The following is a 17585-nucleotide window of genomic DNA, read 5'->3' on the forward strand; positions in this document are numbered from 1 at the left end:
ATCTAGATTCCGGGTTCTTTATGTAAACGCTGACATGCAGTTCCATCTTCACGGAAAAGATGACATCGGTGAGGAGCAAGTCCGATAGAGAAATTAGCCCCTTCTTTAACGAGAACAATATCAGGTTGGCGGTAAACCAAATTTTGATGAATGGCAGGTATGCGGATGTGAATCTGGGTTTCGTTCCCCAGTTGTTCCACGATCTGTACTGTCCCTTCTAACGTAACATCGGCTACATCATTAGGCAAAAGATGTTCGGGGCGAATTCCCAAAGATACATTACTACCGACAGTTAATCCTTTGTTTTCAACAGGTAACCAAAATGTCTGGCCGTTAGGCAGGATGATCTGTACCTGATCAACAGCAATCGCTGAAACTTTTACTGGCAGGAAATTCATTTTTGGTGAACCAATAAAACCTGCGACAAAGCGATTGGCAGGATAGTGATAAATTTCAAGTGGCTTACCAACCTGAGCAATATTGCCCCCATCCAGAACAACAATCTTATCAGCCAGAGTCATGGCTTCGGTTTGGTCATGAGTGACATAGACCATTGTACGTTGTAGTCGCTTGTGTAAACGTGAAATTTCAATTCTCATCTGTACACGCAGAGCCGCATCCAGATTGGAAAGTGGTTCATCCAGCAGAAAGATATTGGGTTCAGCAACGAGAGTTCGGCCAATGGCGACTCGCTGGCGTTGACCGCCGGACAGCGCCTTAGGACGGCGTTCCAGTAGATGGGCAAGCTGGAGGGTTTCTGCAACTTGTTGCACTCGTTTGTGGATATCGCTTTTTTTGACCCCAGCCAGCTTCATGCCGAACGACATATTGTCTGCAACAGAGAGATGGGGATATAGCGCGTAAGATTGAAAAACCATGCCGACACTGCGTTTGGCTGGTGGAACATCATTCATGCGCTTTCCGTCTATCAGTAAATCACCGGACGTGATGTCTTCCAATCCCGCGATCATCCTTAGCAGTGTCGATTTTCCACACCCTGACGGGCCGACGAATACGACGAATTCCCCTTCCTGAATATCAAGATTAAGATCTTTGGAGATGACAGTTTCACCATATGATTTAGATACATTGCGGAATGTGATGCTAGACATTTGTTCTCTCCCTCGGATTTGCCGCCTCAGTTTTTGTTCGTTTTCGTTTCCTATTCGTCTTCGTTTTTTAATTTGTCGTAGCGAGAAACTTAGTAAAAAACTGATGGTTGGATTGTGTATAAAATAACAGGCGCGAAAATCCTCCATCCCAGAATTTTTGATGGTGGAGGAGTCAGGAGGACGAGCTTAATGTGATTGGGAAAGAAAGAAGAAAATTGTCAGATAAGATGTGATTTAAATCGCAAAAAAAGACGCTATATTGGCATTAACGTTCTGATTCTAATTGTTTTTGTAAGCAGGTTCACACTCATACAGCATAAGGCGTAGAACTGGGGAGGATGAGTCTTTCTTACATTGATTGCACACTGGTGTCATTTTATCGCGATGTAACAAAGAGCATTATCTTGAACTAATAAATAACTAACAAATGAAAAAGGCGGAATGATGACCAAGAAAATTTTAAAAGTGGGGACTCGTACCCTGATGCTTTCCGTTCTAACAACATGTGTATTGTCTGCTTCGGCTTTTGCAAAGCCGGAAGAAGGAAAATTGGTCATTTGGATCAATGGTGATAAAGGTTATAACGGACTAGCACAAGTTGGTGAAAAATTTACAAAAGAAACGGGGATTCCTGTCACTGTTGAACATCCTGACAAATTGGAAGAAAAATATACCCAAATTGCAGCCAGTGGCGATGGGCCAGATATTATTTTCTGGGCACATGATCGCTTTGGTGGTTATGCCCAATCAGGATTAGTTGCTGAAATTACTCCTGATAAATCGTTTATTGATAAGTTATTTCCCTTTACGTGGGATGCCGTTCGTTATGACGGAAAATTGGTAGGATACCCTGTCGCCGTTGAAGCCCTTTCTCTTATCTACAATAAAGACTTGATTAAATCTCCTCCTAAAACATGGGAAGAAATCCCTGCCTTGGATAATGAGCTGAAAAAGCAAAATAAAAGCGCAATCATGTTTAATTTGCAGGAACCGTATTTCACTTGGCCACTAATTGCTGCCGATGGCGGATATGCTTTTAAGGCAGAAAACGGTACTTATAATGTTAAAGATAGCGGAGTGAATAATGCGGGCTCTAAAGCGGGAATGAAATTTCTGGTTGATTTAGTCAAAAACAAACATCTCAATGCAGATATCGATTACTCCATTGCCGAAGCTGCCTTTAATAAAGGTAAAACAGCAATGACGATTAATGGTCCTTGGGCGTGGGCTAACGTAGATAAAAGTAAGATTAATTATGGTGTTACCCTATTACCTACTTTTAAAGGAAAACCCTCTAAACCCTTTGTTGGTATTTTAACTGCGGGAATTAATGCGGCCAGTCCTAATAAAGAATTAGCGAAAGAATTTTTGGAAAATTACCTGCTTACCAATGATGGTTTGGCAATGATCGACAAAGATAAACCGTTAGGAGCGGTGGCTTTGAAATCCTATCAGGAAATCCTGGCGAAAGATCCACGTATTGCTGCCACGATGGCCAATGCCCAAAATGGCGAAATTATGCCGAATATCTCCCAAATGAGTAGTTTCTGGTACGCAATGCGTAGCGCTGTTCTTAACACTATCAGTGGGCGTCAGACGATAGATGCTGCGCTTAATGATGCTGAAACAAGAATGACAAAATAAACGAATGACAGGCTCCTGAATTTAAGGAGCCTTAGCCCTTATTGTGATAGGTGTTGGATCGTCACAATTTTTGGTAACAGGAAGTGCAAGATGTCAGCGACATTAGAAAAAACAGTATGGTGGCAGCATCCTGCCCTGAAATGGTTTACTGTAGGTTTTTGCCTACTTTTTACAGGTTATCTGATTGTGCTGATGTATGCACAAGGAGAATACCTGTTTGCTATGGTAACACTGGTATTACTGGGAAGCGGTATTTATGTTTTTTCCAACCGAAAGGCTTATGTTTGGCGCTATACCTATCCTGGAATTGCTGGAATAGGGATATTTATACTGTTTCCGCTTATCTGCACGATTGCTATTGCTTTTACAAATTATAGCAGTACTAATCAATTGACATTTGAACGTGCTCAAACGGTATTAATGAGTCGCCATTATCAGACAGGGGAGCCATTTAATTTCAAACTCTATCCGGTATCTGAACAGTGGGTTTTGGCTTTGAACGTTCCTGATGGCAATAATTTATTGATATCTGATCCTTTTTCTCTTGCGGGAACGGAAGAAATTATCCTGCCTCTTCATGAACAGGAAAAAAAGCTTGAAGACAATGCTGCGACATTGCGTACTATTACTCAGTATCGGCAGGCGTTGAACCAATTGGTAGTTGTTCTTCCTGATGGCAGTAAACTGAGAATGAGTTCTTTGCGCCAGTTTTCTGCGATAAACCCTCTTTATTCCCTTGATGAAGATGGGATTACACTGACCGATAGACAAACTGGTATACGATACCAACCGAATATGGATACAGGGTTCTACCAATCCATTAATGCTGCAGGAGAATGGACTAAGGAAACGTTAAGTCCTGGATTTACGGTTTCTATTGGCTGGAAAAATTTTCTACGGGTGATACAGGATGAGGGTATCAAAAAACCTTTTCTGTCCATTTTTGTCTGGACAGTCGTTTTTTCTCTGGTGACAGTGGCATTGACGGTTACCCTGGGAATGGTTCTCGCTTGTATTGTACAGTGGGAGGCGCTTAAGGGACGAGCGATTTACCGTGTACTGCTTATTTTACCTTATGCTGTTCCTTCGTTTATTTCCATTCTGATTTTCAAAGGATTATTTAACCAAAGTTTTGGTGAAATTAATCTGGTGCTAAATGGGTTGTTTGGTATTAAACCGGATTGGTTTACAGATCCGACATTAGCTCGAACCATGTTGATTATTGTAAATACGTGGTTGGGTTATCCCTATATGATGATTCTTTGCATGGGATTGCTGAAATCTATTCCTGATGACCTTTATGAGGCATCAGCCCTTGATGGTGCAGGGCCATGGCGGAATTTTACCAAAATTACTTTTCCATTATTGATTAAACCATTGACGCCGTTGATGATTGCGAGCTTTGCTTTTAATTTTAACAACTTTGTCCTGATTCAATTGCTAACCACGGGTAAACCTGATCATATTGGTACATCGACTCCAGCGGGTCATACCGATCTTTTGGTGAATTACACCTACCGTATCGCATTTGAAGGTGGTGGTGGACAGGATTTTGGTCTGGCAGCAGCAATTGCAACATTGATCTTCTTATTGGTGGGTGCATTAGCCATCATCAATTTGAAAACTGCCCGTATGAAATTTGATTAAGGAGGAAAGAAGATGGCGATGGTACAACCCAAATCGCAACGATGGCGGGTATGGGGAACACATATATTAATGCTGGCTTTTATTGCCATGATTTTGTTTCCTTTGCTGATGGTCATTGCTATTTCTTTGCGTCCGGGGAATTTTGCTACGGGTAACCTGATTCCAGACACCATTTCATGGGAACACTGGAAGCTGGCACTTGGTTATAGGGTGGAATCTGCTGATGGGCACGTCATGCTTCCTCCATTTCCGGTCATGCAATGGCTTTGGAATTCTGTAAAGGTTGCCTTGATTACTGCCACTGGCATTGTAGCGTTATCAACGACATGTGCTTATGCGTTTGCACGAATGCGCTTTCGTGGAAAAAGCACCTTACTTAAGGCGATGTTAATTTTTCAAATGTTTCCGGCGGTACTTTCTTTGGTGGCACTATATGCCTTGTTTGATCGATTAGGAGAATATATTCCTTTCCTTGGCCTTAATACCCACGGTGGTGTGATTTTTGCCTATCTGGGTGGAATTGCTTTGCATGTATGGACGATAAAAGGTTATTTCGAAACGATAGATCGTTCTCTGGAAGAAGCAGCTATGTTGGATGGTGCGACATCGTGGCAGGTTTTCCGTTTGATATTGTTACCGCTTTCTGTACCTATATTGGCTGTCGTATTTATTTTGTCGTTTATTGGCGTGATTACCGAAGTACCTGTTGCATCTCTGTTATTACGTGATGTGGATAATTACACGCTGGCAGTGGGAATGCAGCAATATCTTCACCCACAGAACTATCTCTGGGGAGATTTTGCTGCGGCGGCTGTGCTTTCTGCTATCCCTATCACGGCGGTTTTCTTACTTGCCCAACGTTGGTTGGTCGGTGGGCTAACATCGGGAGGCGTGAAAGGCTGATCCTCTCCCCCAATCATATTTAGCTATATATGATTGGGGGCGTTCTCTTGCTACTTGGCTACATATAGCTGTTAGCTCAGCAAATTATTAACCCTGTTTTCGGCACTCTCCGATTGTTTGTAACAGGTGGTTGATATAAGCGTCCGAAAACATCGTTTCCAACGTAGAAGTAAGCTTTCGTCGCCAGTTGGGATATTCCTCTGTTGTGCCAGGAATATTAACGGGGCGTTCCATATCCAGCCAATCTTCAGGTTGTAATCCTAATAAGGCACAGGCGCTATGGGCTATATAGCGGTGTATGCTTTGATTTATAGCATGTGACATCGGATATTCTGTTTGTGCCAGTGATACCGCTCCCTGAAATGATGAGAGGGTATCTGTCTTGAACGATCCTTCTGATAAATAGCTGTGACGATTTAAACTGGTTAATAATGCTTGTTTACAGCGTTTGCGTTCTGAATATAAATCGGCAAGAAGGGCTTTATCAGGATATAAACCGATGGCTTCGCCTAAGGTTAGATCTTCATTTTGCCAGAATCCGCGCAAAGTAGGTAAGTCATGGGTAGTAATGGTTGCCATTGCCTGCACGGGATATTCATCGGGAGAACGGTATTCACCTTGCTCATTGCGTTCGAAATAAAATACCTTATAGGAATAAACACCTCTGTCCCGTAATTTGTCGACAATTTCTTCCGGTACAATCCCCAAATCTTCGCCTATCACCAGACAATGATTGCGCTGGCTTTCTAATGCCAAGATTGCCAGCAGATCGTCAACTGGATAGTGGACATAAACGCCTTTATCGGCAGTTTCTCCTTGTGGTATCCACCAAAGCCTGAGCAATGACATCACATGATCGATACGCAATGCACCGCAATGACGCATATTGCTACGCAATAATTCAATGAAAGGTTGATAGGCTTGAGCTTTTAATACATGGGGATTCATTGGTGGAAGTCCCCAATTTTGTCCCAGTGGTCCCAGAATATCGGGGGGCGCTCCGACAGATGCCTTAGTGCAATAGATGCTTCGGTTACACCAGGTTTCTGAACCTCCTTGGGCGACACCGACGGCAAGATCACGGTAAATGCCAATTGACATGTGATTGGTTTGGCTGGTAGTAAAGCACTCAGCAAGCTGGGTATCAGCCAACCATTGTAGCCAAAGGAAAAACTCTATTTCCTGTGGATGTGAATGGCAGAATGTTTTAACCGCGTCATTTTCCGGTTCACGGTATTCTTCCGGCCACACAGGCCAGCCCCAATAAACATTATTTTCCCCATATAGCTTATGATGTAGGGCATCGTAAACAGCTTGAAAATAAAGATTTTTCCCTCCTTTGGTTACAAATTTTTGGAACATGATTTGTTGAGGATCATCGCCAGAACGACGTTTAAACTGCGGATAAACCAGACGCAATGCAGCCATTTTTAGTGTCATTACTGTGGTGTAATCAACCCATTCTGTTTGGCGGGCTTGTTGGAGTTTGGATTGGGTTTCCGCTGAATGCCACCACTCTTGTGCTTCGATACTATAATTAAAATCTTCTACTTGGTGCACGGCAATATAGATGATATTGAGCCAGTGGCGGGAAGATGGACTGTAAGGGCTGGCATTTTCAGGCATTGCAGGATATATAGCATGAAGAGGATTCAGGCCAACAAAGGCACCACCACGTTGTGCCAGTTCTTGCAGCATCTGTTTCAGATCGCCAAAATCACCAATTCCCCAGTTATTTTCTGATCGCAGGGTATAAAGCTGGACGCAAGCACCCCAAAGTTTTTCTCCACGTGTTATGGCATCAGGTTCGTAACAACGTTCAGGGGCAACAATAAGTTGTATAGAGTATTGCTGAGAGCCAGTTTCTGGTTTCGCCTCCGATATCAGGTTTAGCGTGTGGTATCCCAAGGGGAGATTGGCAGGCAATGTGAGCTGATGTTGGCAGTGACCCTGAAATATCTGCATTTGTTCAGTATGTATCTGCCACTGGTAATTATTTGTATCTTCCAGAGGAAGGGTTACCATTTGTCCCTGCATAATCACTTTAACATTCGGTAAGGGGGAAGCGTGTAGATGAGAAACCGGCCTTCCGACCGGTATATCTGCACTCATGGCTTCCAATATGCGATGCCGGATTTCAGCGGGGATTGCCTGGGGTTTTCCATAGGCATTAATATATTCGCTGACAATGCCGGCCTCAGTTGCCAATTCATTGAGGCAGTTGTTTTCCATACTCAACCCTTATTTGGTTTGCCAGATTCGTTGTTGATAATCCTGAATAGCGCGGTCAGAGCTAAAGTTACCCATTCGAGCGGTATTGAGTACAGTACTGCGCGTCCAGCCTTGGGCATCGCGATATCGGGTGTCAATTTGCTTATGGGCATGGCAATAAGAGGCAAAATCAGCCAGCACTAAATAAGGATCACCACCGTCAGTCAGGCTATGCAACATAAGATCAAATGCGTGCGTATCGCCGTGGCTGAATTCACCATTGGCGAGGGAGCCAAGGATATCTTTCAGATGTTGATTCTGTTGAAGTATAGCTTGTGGGTTATAGCCGCTGTTTAGTAAAGCCTTAGCTTCTTCTACGGTCTTGCCGAAGATAAAGATATGGTCGTTTCCAACTTGTTCAGCAATTTCGACATTCGCACCGTCCAGTGTTCCAATGGTTAGTGCACCGTTTAAGGCCAATTTCATATTGCCAGTGCCGGAGGCTTCTTTGCCCGCCGTAGATATTTGTTCCGACACATCGGCCGCTGGGATCATCAGTTCCGCAGCGGAAACATTGTAATCGGGGATAAAAGCAATTTTGATGCGATCACGAACAAGCGGATCATGATTGATCTTTTCGGCGGCATGATTGATGGCTGAGATGATGTTTTTCGCCAGATAGTAGCCAGGAGCTGCTTTGGCTCCGAACAGGAAAACACGAGGATGAATATCCAGGGTCGGATTTTCCTGAATCTGCCGATAAAGTGACAAGATATGGAGCAGATTCAGATGTTGACGTTTGTATTCATGCAGACGTTTTATCTGTATATCGAAAATGGCATGGGGATCAATTTTCAGCCCCATGACCTTATTTACGTAGTTGGACAGACGAATTTTATTGTCTTGCTTAACGGCGCGATAGGTGTCACGGAAGGCAGAATCGTCGGCATAAGGTTCGAGTTGTTCCAAAGCAGCGAGATCATTCACCCACTCATGACCTAATGTTTGGTTAATTAATGAAGAGAGTGCAGGGTTACACTGTTTTAACCAACGACGCGGAGTTACCCCATTAGTTACGTTGTGGAATTTAGTTGGCCACAGTTGGTGATATTCAGGGAACAGATCTGTCACGATCAAGGATGAATGTAAGGCTGCAACTCCGTTGACGGCAAAGCAGGCGACAACACAAAGGTTGGCCATTCTGACCTGATTATCATAGATAACTGCCAATTTTTCCCAGATTTGTTGGTTATCAGGCCAAATTTGTTCCACGGTTGTTTTAAAGCGACGGTTGATTTCCTGGATGATGCGGTGATGGCGTGGCAGAAGCTCACTCATCAATTGTTCATCCCAACGCTCCAGGCCCTCTGGTAGCAAAGTATGGTTGGTATAGGCGAAAGTTTTTCCTGTGATTGCCCATGCGGTTTCCCAACTTAACTGGTATTCATCAAGCAGAAGACGCATCATTTCAGGGATTGCGATAGTTGGGTGAGTATCGTTAAGCTGAATAACTTCGTATTGTGCTAACTCTTCTATTTTTCTCCCTGCCTGTTGGTGGCGGCGCAGAATATCTGCCACGGCACAAGCACACTGAAAATATTGTTGCATCAGACGCAGTCGTTTACCTGCCTGATGATTATCATTCGGGTAGAGAACTTTAGTCAGACTAGCGGCTTCAATGCCTTGCTGGTCGGCGTACAGGAACTGCCCATCATTGAAAAGTGACAGATCAAAGGGGTTATCGTATGATGCTTGCCATAAGCGAAGTGGTTGGGTTACACCATTGTTATACCCAAGCACGGGCAAATCCCATGCCTCACCAATCAGAGTAAACGCGGGAATCCAATTTTCATGGCCATCGGCCGTTGTCACGATTTCGCCACCAAAATTGACGTTAACTTTTAATTGCGTGTTATGGCGAAGCCACGGATAGGATTCGCGTTCCCAATCATCAGGTGTTTCAATTTGTAGCCCCTCTTTAAAGGATTGGCGGAAAAGACCATATTGATAATTGAGACCATACCCTGTAGCAGGTTGATTGATCGTCGCCATTGAGTCAAGAAAACAGGCGGCTAACCTCCCTAACCCACCATTGCCCAATGCGGGATCGGTTTCTTCTTCCAGCACGTCACTCAACATGATGCCATCTTCTGCCAGATAAGACTGAATATCGTCATACCAACCGAGATTCAACAAGTTATTAGCTGTCAGTCGGCCTATCAGAAATTCCATCGAGATATAGTTCACGTGGCGTTGGTTGTCAGTGGATTGATTGGCACGTTTTTGCTGAGTAGCCAGGGGGAGTAATTCAGATACGGCTGCACTAATAGCCTGCCACCACTGATGTGGAGTCATTTCCTGAGCTGAGTTGAGTCCGAAATATTGCCACTGGCGTGTGAGTGCGGCCTGAAATAAGGCTTTATCGAGTTTCGGGTTTTTATCTAATGTGGCTTCTTGATTTAATGTAGATGATTTTAATGTAGATAGTTGCATGGCGTTACATCCTGTCACTAACTGAGGAAAGTTTGACGAATTGTTTACGGGGATATGCTGAAGGTTAGTGGCTTGGGAAACATCATCCCGTGAAAATATTCGCGGGGGAGGAGCGCAAGGGCGTAGCGATTTCTTTCGAGCTTTTTCGCAATTTCATAGAGAAATAGTAGGGTTGCAACCAAAGAATGTGACAAGGTGCAATTTAACACAATGAAATTAATCAACTTGTTTGCAAAAGATGGGCGTTTCTCTACATTTGTTGGTCGTAAAGGAATGTTAATGTGTAAGTGACTTAAACGTGTCAAACAGAATTCAGGTATCAGTTTTATTCGTTGCTTTTATTCATTGCGTGTGAGGGGAGAAATTTAATGCTTATCCCATCGAAACTCAGTCGCCCCCTTCGACTCAATAATATGGTTATGCGGGAGCGTCTGTTAGAAAAGTTCAATGAAATTCAGGATTATCGACTGGTATTGATAACCAGTCCCGCAGGGTATGGCAAAACTACCTTGATGTCACAATGGGCTGCCGGACAGGAGCATCTGGGATGGTATTCTCTCGATGATAGTGACAACCAGCCAGAACGTTTCGCTAGCTATCTGATTGCAGCCATTCAGCAGGCAACGCAGGGACACTGTGTGAAAAGTGAGGTACTGGCCCAGAAACATCAATATGCCAGCTTATCTGCTCTGTTTGCGCAATTATTTATTGAGCTTAGCGAATGGCAGCAACCGATTTTTTTGGTAATTGATGATTATCATCTGATAGTGAATGGGATTATTCATGAAGCAATGCGCTTTTTTCTCCGCCACCAACCAGAAAATTTAACATTAGTGGTGCTATCACGCCATTTGCCATCGTTGGGAATTGCCAACTTACGCGTGCGTGAACAGTTATTGGAGATTGATAGCCAGCAGTTGGCTTTTGATTATCAGGAAACCCAGCAATTTTTTGCCAGACGGTTAGCCAGTCCATTGGCACCTGAACACTGCGAACAGTTATGTAATGACGTTGCTGGGTGGGCAACAGCCTTGCAACTGATTGCCCTTTCTGCCCGTCAATCCGGTAATACGACTGAAAGTTCAGCAAAGCGCCTTTCGGGGATCAATGCCAGCCATCTTGCTGATTACCTTGTGGATGAAGTTTTAAACCGAGTGGATCAGAAGACGCGGAATTTCTTGTTGCATAGTTCTATTCTGCGCTCCATGAATGATGGACTGATTACTTGCCTGACGGGAGAGGAAAACGGTCAGCAACGTCTGGAAGATATTGAACGACAAGGGTTATTTATTCAGCGAATGGATGATTCTGGTGAGTGGTTCTGTTTTCATCCTTTGTTTGCTTCATTCTTGCGCCAACGTTGCCAATGGGAAATGGCAGCAAAATTACCCGAATTACATAGAGCAGCCGTGCGAGGATGGCTGATGCAGGGATATCCTGGGGAGGCTATTCATCACGCCTTAGCAGCGGGAGATACTATCTTGTTACGGGATATTTTGTTGCAACATGCCTGGGAGTTATTTAACCACAGTAAACTTTCCCTATTGGGAGAGTGTATGAATGCACTGCCGTATGAACAGTTGCTGGAAAGTCCGCGCCTTGTACTGTTGCAAGCGTGGCTGGCACAAAGTCAGCATCGCTACTATGAGGTAAATGCATTATTGAATCAGGCAGAGCAATCACTAAAGCAGAAGCAAATAGCCATTGAGCCGGAATTACTGGCAGAGTTTGATGCCCTGAGAGCTCAAGTGGCGATGAATGATGGGCGACCCGTCGATGCTGATGTTTTGGCCGAAAAAGCGTTGGCGAACTTACTGCCAAATAATCAATATGGCCGTATTGTAGCGATGTCAGTAAAAGGGGAAGTATTGCATTGCAATGGTCAGTTGGTCAGTGCATTGGCATTAATGAAGCAAACGGAGCAGCTGGCCCGCCTTTGTCATGTTTATCACTATGCTTTATGGGCGTTATTGCAACAAAGTGAAATTTTACTGGCACAAGGTTATTTGCAGGCGGCTTATGATACCCAGTCCCATGCTTTTGATTTAATCCGTGAACAGCATCTGGAGCAGTTGCCGATGCATGAGTTTCTATTGAGGATACGTTCACAACTTTTGTGGTGTTGGGCTCGTATTGATGACTCAGAAGAGGCAGCACGCCAAGGGTTGGAAGTGCTGGACAATTACCAGCCACAGCAGCAATTACAATGTCTTACCCAACTGGCAAAATGTTCTTTGGTAAGAGGTGATATTGATAACGCTCGCCGTTACTTGACTCGCTGCGAAAATTTACTGAGTAATGGGCAGTATCACCGCGATTGGCGAACAAATACTGACGAGTTGCGTGTCATTATTTGGCAGACTTTGGAAGATAGCCATTCCTTGACTCAATGGTTGGCACAGGCAGAACGACCAGAGAGCTTTTGTAACCATTTCAATCAAAATCAATGGCGTAATATTGCACGGGCTAAAATCTTACTGGATCAGCATGAGGAAGCTGAATCTATTCTGGTGAAACTGAATGAATATGCCAGAAAATTGGCATTGGTCAGCGATTTGAATCGTAATCTTCTGTTGTGTAATTTGCTTTATTGGCAGCTTGGACGTAAGGCTGAGGCTCAGGATGTTTTGATGGAAGCCTTGAATTTGGCTAACTGCACCGGGTTCATCAGCCATTTTGTTATTGAGGGTGAGTTGATGGCATTACAACTGCGCCAGCTTATCCAACTGAATATCTTGCCTGAAATGGAGCAGCATAGAGCTCAACGTATTTTACGAGAAATCAATCTACAGCATCGGCATAAATTTGCCCATTTTGACGAAACGTTTGTAGAACAATTGCTCACTCATCCTGACGTGCCTGAGCTTATCCGCAATAGTCCACTAACTCAGCGTGAATGGCAGGTGCTGGGGTTAATTTATTCTGGTTACAGTAACGATCAAATTGCTACAGAGCTGGATGTGGCAGCGACCACGATAAAAACTCATATACGTAATTTATACCAAAAAATGGGAATTGCTCATCGACAAGAGGCTATTCAGCAGGCCCAGAAATTAATGCGAATGATGGGATTGGGGGTTTAGTTATTAATTTCTAAATGTGATTTGTCCTGTATTTAATATAATTAATAGATATTAATGAATAAGTGTATGATTTTGCAAATTTAAATTAAATTTTAAATTTGCTTAATATTTTTTATGGCATTTTCGTGATCGAAATAAAATTTGGATGTGCTTAATCTAGTCTCATCACAATAGGTATGGTTTTTCGTTGTTTTATAACTAGTCGTTTAATGTAACTAATAGTGGTGAGTCATTATGGAAAATAAAAACCATCTTGAAAGCATGCTTTCTCGTTTTATCGGTCATGGCCCTTATTTGATCATTGATGATGAAAAATATATTGATGCGGCATCGGGAACTTTTAATTTGCCGCTCGGCTATACAAATCATCGGATTGCAGAAAAACTCAAACAACAGATTGACAGATGTACACATTTGAGCTCGGCTTATACACGTGAAATGTCACAATATATTTTAAGTAAATTAATTAAATATACACCTAAAGGAGTCGATCGCATCTGGCTGCGCGATGTTTCTGGATCGGGGGCAGTTGAATGTGCTATTCGTATAGCGCAAAAATCAACGGGACGCTCAGGCGTTATTTCACTCTTCCTTGCTCATCATGGGCAATCTCTTGCGACAGCTCAAATTTCTGGCAATGCATTCAGAATTAAAGATTTCCATATAAGTATTGATGGTTCAATAAAAATTCCTACGCCAGCCAGTGTCTTGGCGGGGCAATCACAGCCGAGTGAAGAACAATTTGTCGATTTAGAACAGTTTATTCAATTAGGCTCTAATGACAATATTGCATGCCTGATTATTGAACCGATTCAGGGGAATGGTGGCAACATGGTTTTCCCTGTGGCTTTCTACCGGAAGCTCAGAGAAATCTGTCACCAGCATGGCATCATCATTATCGCGGATGAAGTACAAACAGGTTTTGGGCGCACAGGTACGTTCTTCGCATCGACGGGTTATGCCAAAGAACTGGAGCCAGATATCATCGTTTTCGCCAAAGGAGCAGGGGGTATCGGTATTCCAACGGGGGGTGTATTGATGCGTCATTCACTGGATATTCTGGAATCATTCGAACATTCCAGTACCTCTGGTGCTAATCCGCTCTCTTTGGTCGCCCTCAATGAAATTATCGACATTATTGAAGATGATCATGTTTTAGAAAATGTGCAACAAAATGAAGCCTACTTGCGTGATGGTTTGTTGAAATTACAGGAGCGATATCCAGAGATTACGGGAGTGAGAGGTGTGGGGTATATGTATGGCTTTGACACACCAACCCCAGATTTTGCAGCGCAGGTGATTGCCACTGCTAACCGCCATCATTTGATCTTGCGTGGCTCCCGTTATGGCAAAGGCAGGGCAATCAAAGTTCGTCCACCACTGATTTGCACACAGGAACATTTGGCTGAAATTCTCCATAAATTGGAGCTGACTTTCTCAGAATTAACGGCTATCACACAGGTACATAAGGAGGCTGTATCATGTTAGCACTTAAATATCATCAAACCTGGGATGTTGAAATCCAGCAAGTTGAACCTTTGTCTTGTATTGAACCCGATGATGTTGTTGTTGACATTGCAGTGTGTGGTATTTGTGGCACGGATGTGGGAATTATTACTGGTGCTTATCCTGTTGCCATCCCAGGAACCACTTTAGGGCATGAAACCACAGGCGTGGTATCCCAAATTGGCTGCGGTGTTACTCAATTTCAGGTGGGTGATCGTGTTGTTGTTAACCCGACTTACTCTTGTGGGCATTGCCGGATGTGTCAGACAGGCAGTCCCAACCATTGTGAGAGAAAACTGGGAACAGAAGCAGGGGTTTCCTATGATGGCGCGTTCGCAGAGCAATATTTGGCAAAAGAAAATTTGCTTATCAAGCTGGATGATCATGTCAGCATGGAGGAAGCTTCACTGACTGAACCACTAAGCTGCACAATAACCGGCGTGGATAAGCTGGGGATCTCTCACACTAATATTCGTGCGGCAGTGGCAGGTGCTGGCCCGATGGGAATACTGTACATTTGGGCGTTGCATGAGAGGGGCGTAAAAGCCTTTATGGTCGAAAAAAATGAGAACCGAATTCAGTTTGCAAGAAATAATTTGCCACCAGAATGCCAGTTGTATTCTGACTTTAATGAAGCACTAATGCAGGAATATGGTGATACGTTAGTCCTGATTGATTTATGTGTGGATACGACGGGGCAGTTGACTGAATATATTTTTGATCATCTGGCACCGGGTGGAAAATTATTAAATGTTGCCCTGAAAGATAAACATGCCAATTTGGACATTATGAGAATTGCAGATAAAAGTCTTTCAGTAATAGGTTCCATTGATTCCCTGAATAATAGTTTTGAACGTGCCTATGCCATGATCCGTGATGGTGTCATCCCTGTTAAGCGTTTTATCAGTCAGATTTTTGATTTCAAAGATTACCAACAGGCTTTTCTTACTGTTGGCTGTGATATTGCATCGAAAACGCAAGTTCCTCTCAGTACACCAAACTGTAAGGTATTAATTCGTATTTCTGACCTAAAATAATGGATTATTTTGAAGGACAACTTTGATGAATAGATGCAATGTTATTTTTGATATCGACGGAGTTATTGTCGATAGTGAACAACTGCATTTTGATGTATTACTTGATGTATTAGTTAATGATTTAGGAGAACAGGCACCTACTCAAATAGGTAATATCCAACCTCAGCAACTAATTGGGTTAAGTTTGGCGGAAACCTTAGACAAGGTTGGTGTTTCTCCATCGATGAAACAAGATATTACCGAAAAAATTATTTCGCGTTATCAAGAGAAATTATCTGTACATTATTTGCGTCCGGGAATTACTGATTTAATTGCCGCCTTACAACAAGATGGTACTAACTTTGGGTTTGTTTCCACTGCGCCGCGTAATGTGTGTTTGGCCAATCTTGGTTTGTTGGATCTACATGAACCACCTGCCTTAATTTCTGGCGATGATGTGGAAAGAACTAAACCCTTCCCAGATCCTTATTTGGCTATGCTGAAATTGAAGAAGATGGAAGTTCAGCAAACTTTGGTAATTGAAGATACTGATTTGGGGATTGCGGCGGCAAAGCAGGCGGGTATTCCGTGGATATATGCCTGGCCCCACGCATTGTCGGTAGCAGAGCAGTATGAACAGGCATCCTGTGTTATTGAGACGTTGACGGATATTCCCCAGTTTTCAGGAGTAAATATAAAGTGATTTTTTATTGAAGATCATTATTTGGCGCTTTCCGCCAGAACAGGTGGAAAGCGTTGTTTAAAAGGTATTGTTTTAAAGGGTATGGTTTGAAGGATATGGTTTGGAGGAGTCAAATTGTCTGAAGAATATGCAGTCTCTTCAATAAAGCAGCCTATCATAGCAACGCGAATTTCGTTTTTTATTGCGGGATTCAGTATTGCGAGTTGGGCGCCGCTGATCCCATTGGTGAAGGAACGACTGGGTCTGGATGATGGTTCAATGGGGCTTCTGATACTGGTATTTGGTATTGGTTCTTTCATTATGATGCCAATAGCGGGAATGTTGGCAACTCGCTTTGGCTGCCGGAAGGTTTTTGCCTTTTTTGCCTTGTTAGCTGTTTTGATATTACCGGGGCTAAGTGTGTTCTCAGCCCCGCTGACATTGGCTTGTGCTTTATTTGTATTTGGTATGGGAATTGGGGCGACAGATGTAGTGATCAATATCCATGCGGTCAATATTGAGAAAAGAGTACATCAACCGATTATGTCGGGTTTTCACGCATTATTCAGCTTAGGGGGAATTGCGGGAGCCGGTACTGTCAGCCTATTGTTGTTTTTGGGGATCTCACCATTTCAGGTCACCATTGCCGTAGGGGTAATTGTTATCCTGTTATTGTTGCCAACATGGAATGGAATGCTGGATAACACCGAAACGGAGGAAACGCCATTTTTTGCCTTGCCGCGCGGCATTGTTATCCTGATTGGTTCTCTCTGTTTTGTGGTTTACTTGATGGAAGGCTCCATGCTGGATTGGAGCGGGATCTTATTAAGTAGTGTGCATAACATGAGTAGTCATCAGGCGGGTTTTGGCTATACGCTATTTGCCATTACCATGACTGCGGGGCGATTTTTGGGTGATAAGATCATTGCAACATGTGGATATCGGCGCGTATTTTTAGGTAGCGCGATTTTGGCGACGTCAGGTTTTGTCCTGATCTATCTGGCAACCAGCACGACTCAGTTGGGCATTTCTTTCCTGATGATTGGAGCGGGACTATCCAATTTGGCGCCGATGTTTTTCACTGCTTCGGGTCAACAGAAAGTGATGCCTGATGCGTTGGCAGTATCTGCCGTTTCTACAATGGGGTATTCAGGAATTTTGCTTGGGCCGGCAATTATTGGCGGTTTGGCACATCAGGTAACATTACATGGTGCTTTTGCCTGTATTGCTGTGCTTTCCCTTTCATTGTTAGCGGGATATGGTTTGGTTAATCCCACCAAGAAATAAC

Annotated in this window: 11 protein-coding genes; 8 read left to right on the forward strand and 3 right to left on the reverse strand. The window is 43.5% G+C overall.

The genetic code is table 11. From position 1 onward, the window contains the following. Positions 1–2 precede the first annotated feature (2 nt). Entirely contained in the window at positions 3–1112 is a 1110-nt protein-coding gene (gene malK, locus ACE1SE_RS01385; protein ID WP_374052329.1) for a maltose/maltodextrin ABC transporter ATP-binding protein MalK, read from the reverse strand. Positions 1113–1556: 444 nt separating this feature from the next. On the opposite strand from malK, the gene malE reads away from it, so the two are divergent. From malE to malG, 3 genes are all read left to right on the forward strand, one after another. Next, positions 1557–2756 (forward strand): maltose/maltodextrin ABC transporter substrate-binding protein MalE, encoded by a 1200-nt coding sequence (gene malE, locus ACE1SE_RS01390; protein WP_374053559.1) that lies wholly within the window; start codon positions 1557–1559, stop codon positions 2754–2756. Positions 2757–2846: 90 nt separating this feature from the next. Continuing rightward, on the forward strand, positions 2847–4403 hold the full coding sequence (malF, locus tag ACE1SE_RS01395; RefSeq protein ID WP_374052330.1) for a maltose ABC transporter permease MalF: 1557 nt from the start codon (positions 2847–2849) through the stop codon (positions 4401–4403). 12 nt (positions 4404–4415) lie between these two features. Beyond that, on the forward strand, positions 4416–5306 hold the full coding sequence (malG, locus tag ACE1SE_RS01400) for a maltose ABC transporter permease MalG (protein WP_374052331.1): 891 nt from the start codon (positions 4416–4418) through the stop codon (positions 5304–5306). 87 nt (positions 5307–5393) lie between these two features. Here the strand turns inward: malG and malQ are convergent, their stop codons facing one another. Together malQ and malP are read right to left on the reverse strand one after the other, a co-directional pair. Continuing rightward, positions 5394–7538, reverse strand: a complete 2145-nt coding sequence (gene malQ / locus ACE1SE_RS01405) for a 4-alpha-glucanotransferase (RefSeq protein WP_374052332.1) — start codon at positions 7536–7538, stop codon at positions 5394–5396. Positions 7539–7547: 9 nt separating this feature from the next. Beyond that, positions 7548–10010, reverse strand: a complete 2463-nt coding sequence (gene malP / locus ACE1SE_RS01410) for a maltodextrin phosphorylase (protein ID WP_374052333.1) — start codon at positions 10008–10010, stop codon at positions 7548–7550. A 368-nt stretch (positions 10011–10378) separates the two neighbouring features. Between malP and malT the strand changes: the two genes are divergently transcribed. From malT to ACE1SE_RS01435, 5 genes are all read left to right on the forward strand, one after another. Beyond that, on the forward strand, positions 10379–13093 hold the full coding sequence (gene malT / locus ACE1SE_RS01415; protein WP_374052334.1) for an HTH-type transcriptional regulator MalT: 2715 nt from the start codon (positions 10379–10381) through the stop codon (positions 13091–13093). A 234-nt stretch (positions 13094–13327) separates the two neighbouring features. Next, positions 13328–14581, forward strand: a complete 1254-nt coding sequence (locus ACE1SE_RS01420) for a class-III pyridoxal-phosphate-dependent aminotransferase (RefSeq protein WP_374052335.1) — start codon at positions 13328–13330, stop codon at positions 14579–14581. Continuing rightward, positions 14575–15636: a zinc-dependent alcohol dehydrogenase gene (locus ACE1SE_RS01425; protein WP_374052336.1), complete on the forward strand. Its 1062-nt coding sequence runs from the start codon at positions 14575–14577 to the stop codon at positions 15634–15636. The genes ACE1SE_RS01420 and ACE1SE_RS01425 overlap by 7 nt, the downstream gene beginning before the upstream one ends. Positions 15637–15661: 25 nt before the next feature. Further along, positions 15662–16318 carry an HAD family hydrolase gene (locus ACE1SE_RS01430; RefSeq protein WP_374052337.1) on the forward strand — a complete coding sequence of 219 codons (657 nt, stop codon included), beginning with the start codon at positions 15662–15664 and terminating at the stop codon, positions 16316–16318. A gap of 114 nt (positions 16319–16432) precedes the next feature. Beyond that, positions 16433–17584 (forward strand): MFS transporter, encoded by a 1152-nt coding sequence (locus ACE1SE_RS01435; RefSeq protein WP_374052338.1) that lies wholly within the window; start codon positions 16433–16435, stop codon positions 17582–17584. Position 17585 lies beyond the last annotated feature (1 nt).

The organism is Xenorhabdus taiwanensis (assembly GCF_036512875.1).
Taxonomy (GTDB): domain Bacteria; phylum Pseudomonadota; class Gammaproteobacteria; order Enterobacterales; family Enterobacteriaceae; genus Xenorhabdus; species Xenorhabdus taiwanensis.

Excerpts from the sequence above, each read along its gene's own strand:
- malG (WP_374052331.1), top strand. The coding sequence starts at position 4,416 with ATGGCGATGGTACAACCCAAATCGCAACGATGGCGGGTATGGGGAACA.
- malF (WP_374052330.1), top strand. The coding sequence starts at position 2,847 with ATGTCAGCGACATTAGAAAAAACAGTATGGTGGCAGCATCCTGCCCTG.
- ACE1SE_RS01430 (WP_374052337.1), top strand. The coding sequence starts at position 15,662 with ATGAATAGATGCAATGTTATTTTTGATATCGACGGAGTTATTGTCGAT.
- malP (WP_374052333.1), bottom strand. The coding sequence starts at position 10,010 with ATGCAACTATCTACATTAAAATCATCTACATTAAATCAAGAAGCCACA.
- malE (WP_374053559.1), top strand. The coding sequence starts at position 1,557 with ATGACCAAGAAAATTTTAAAAGTGGGGACTCGTACCCTGATGCTTTCC.
- malK (WP_374052329.1), bottom strand. The coding sequence starts at position 1,112 with ATGTCTAGCATCACATTCCGCAATGTATCTAAATCATATGGTGAAACT.
- malQ (WP_374052332.1), bottom strand. The coding sequence starts at position 7,538 with ATGGAAAACAACTGCCTCAATGAATTGGCAACTGAGGCCGGCATTGTC.
- ACE1SE_RS01420 (WP_374052335.1), top strand. The coding sequence starts at position 13,328 with ATGGAAAATAAAAACCATCTTGAAAGCATGCTTTCTCGTTTTATCGGT.
- ACE1SE_RS01425 (WP_374052336.1), top strand. The coding sequence starts at position 14,575 with ATGTTAGCACTTAAATATCATCAAACCTGGGATGTTGAAATCCAGCAA.
- malT (WP_374052334.1), top strand. The coding sequence starts at position 10,379 with ATGCTTATCCCATCGAAACTCAGTCGCCCCCTTCGACTCAATAATATG.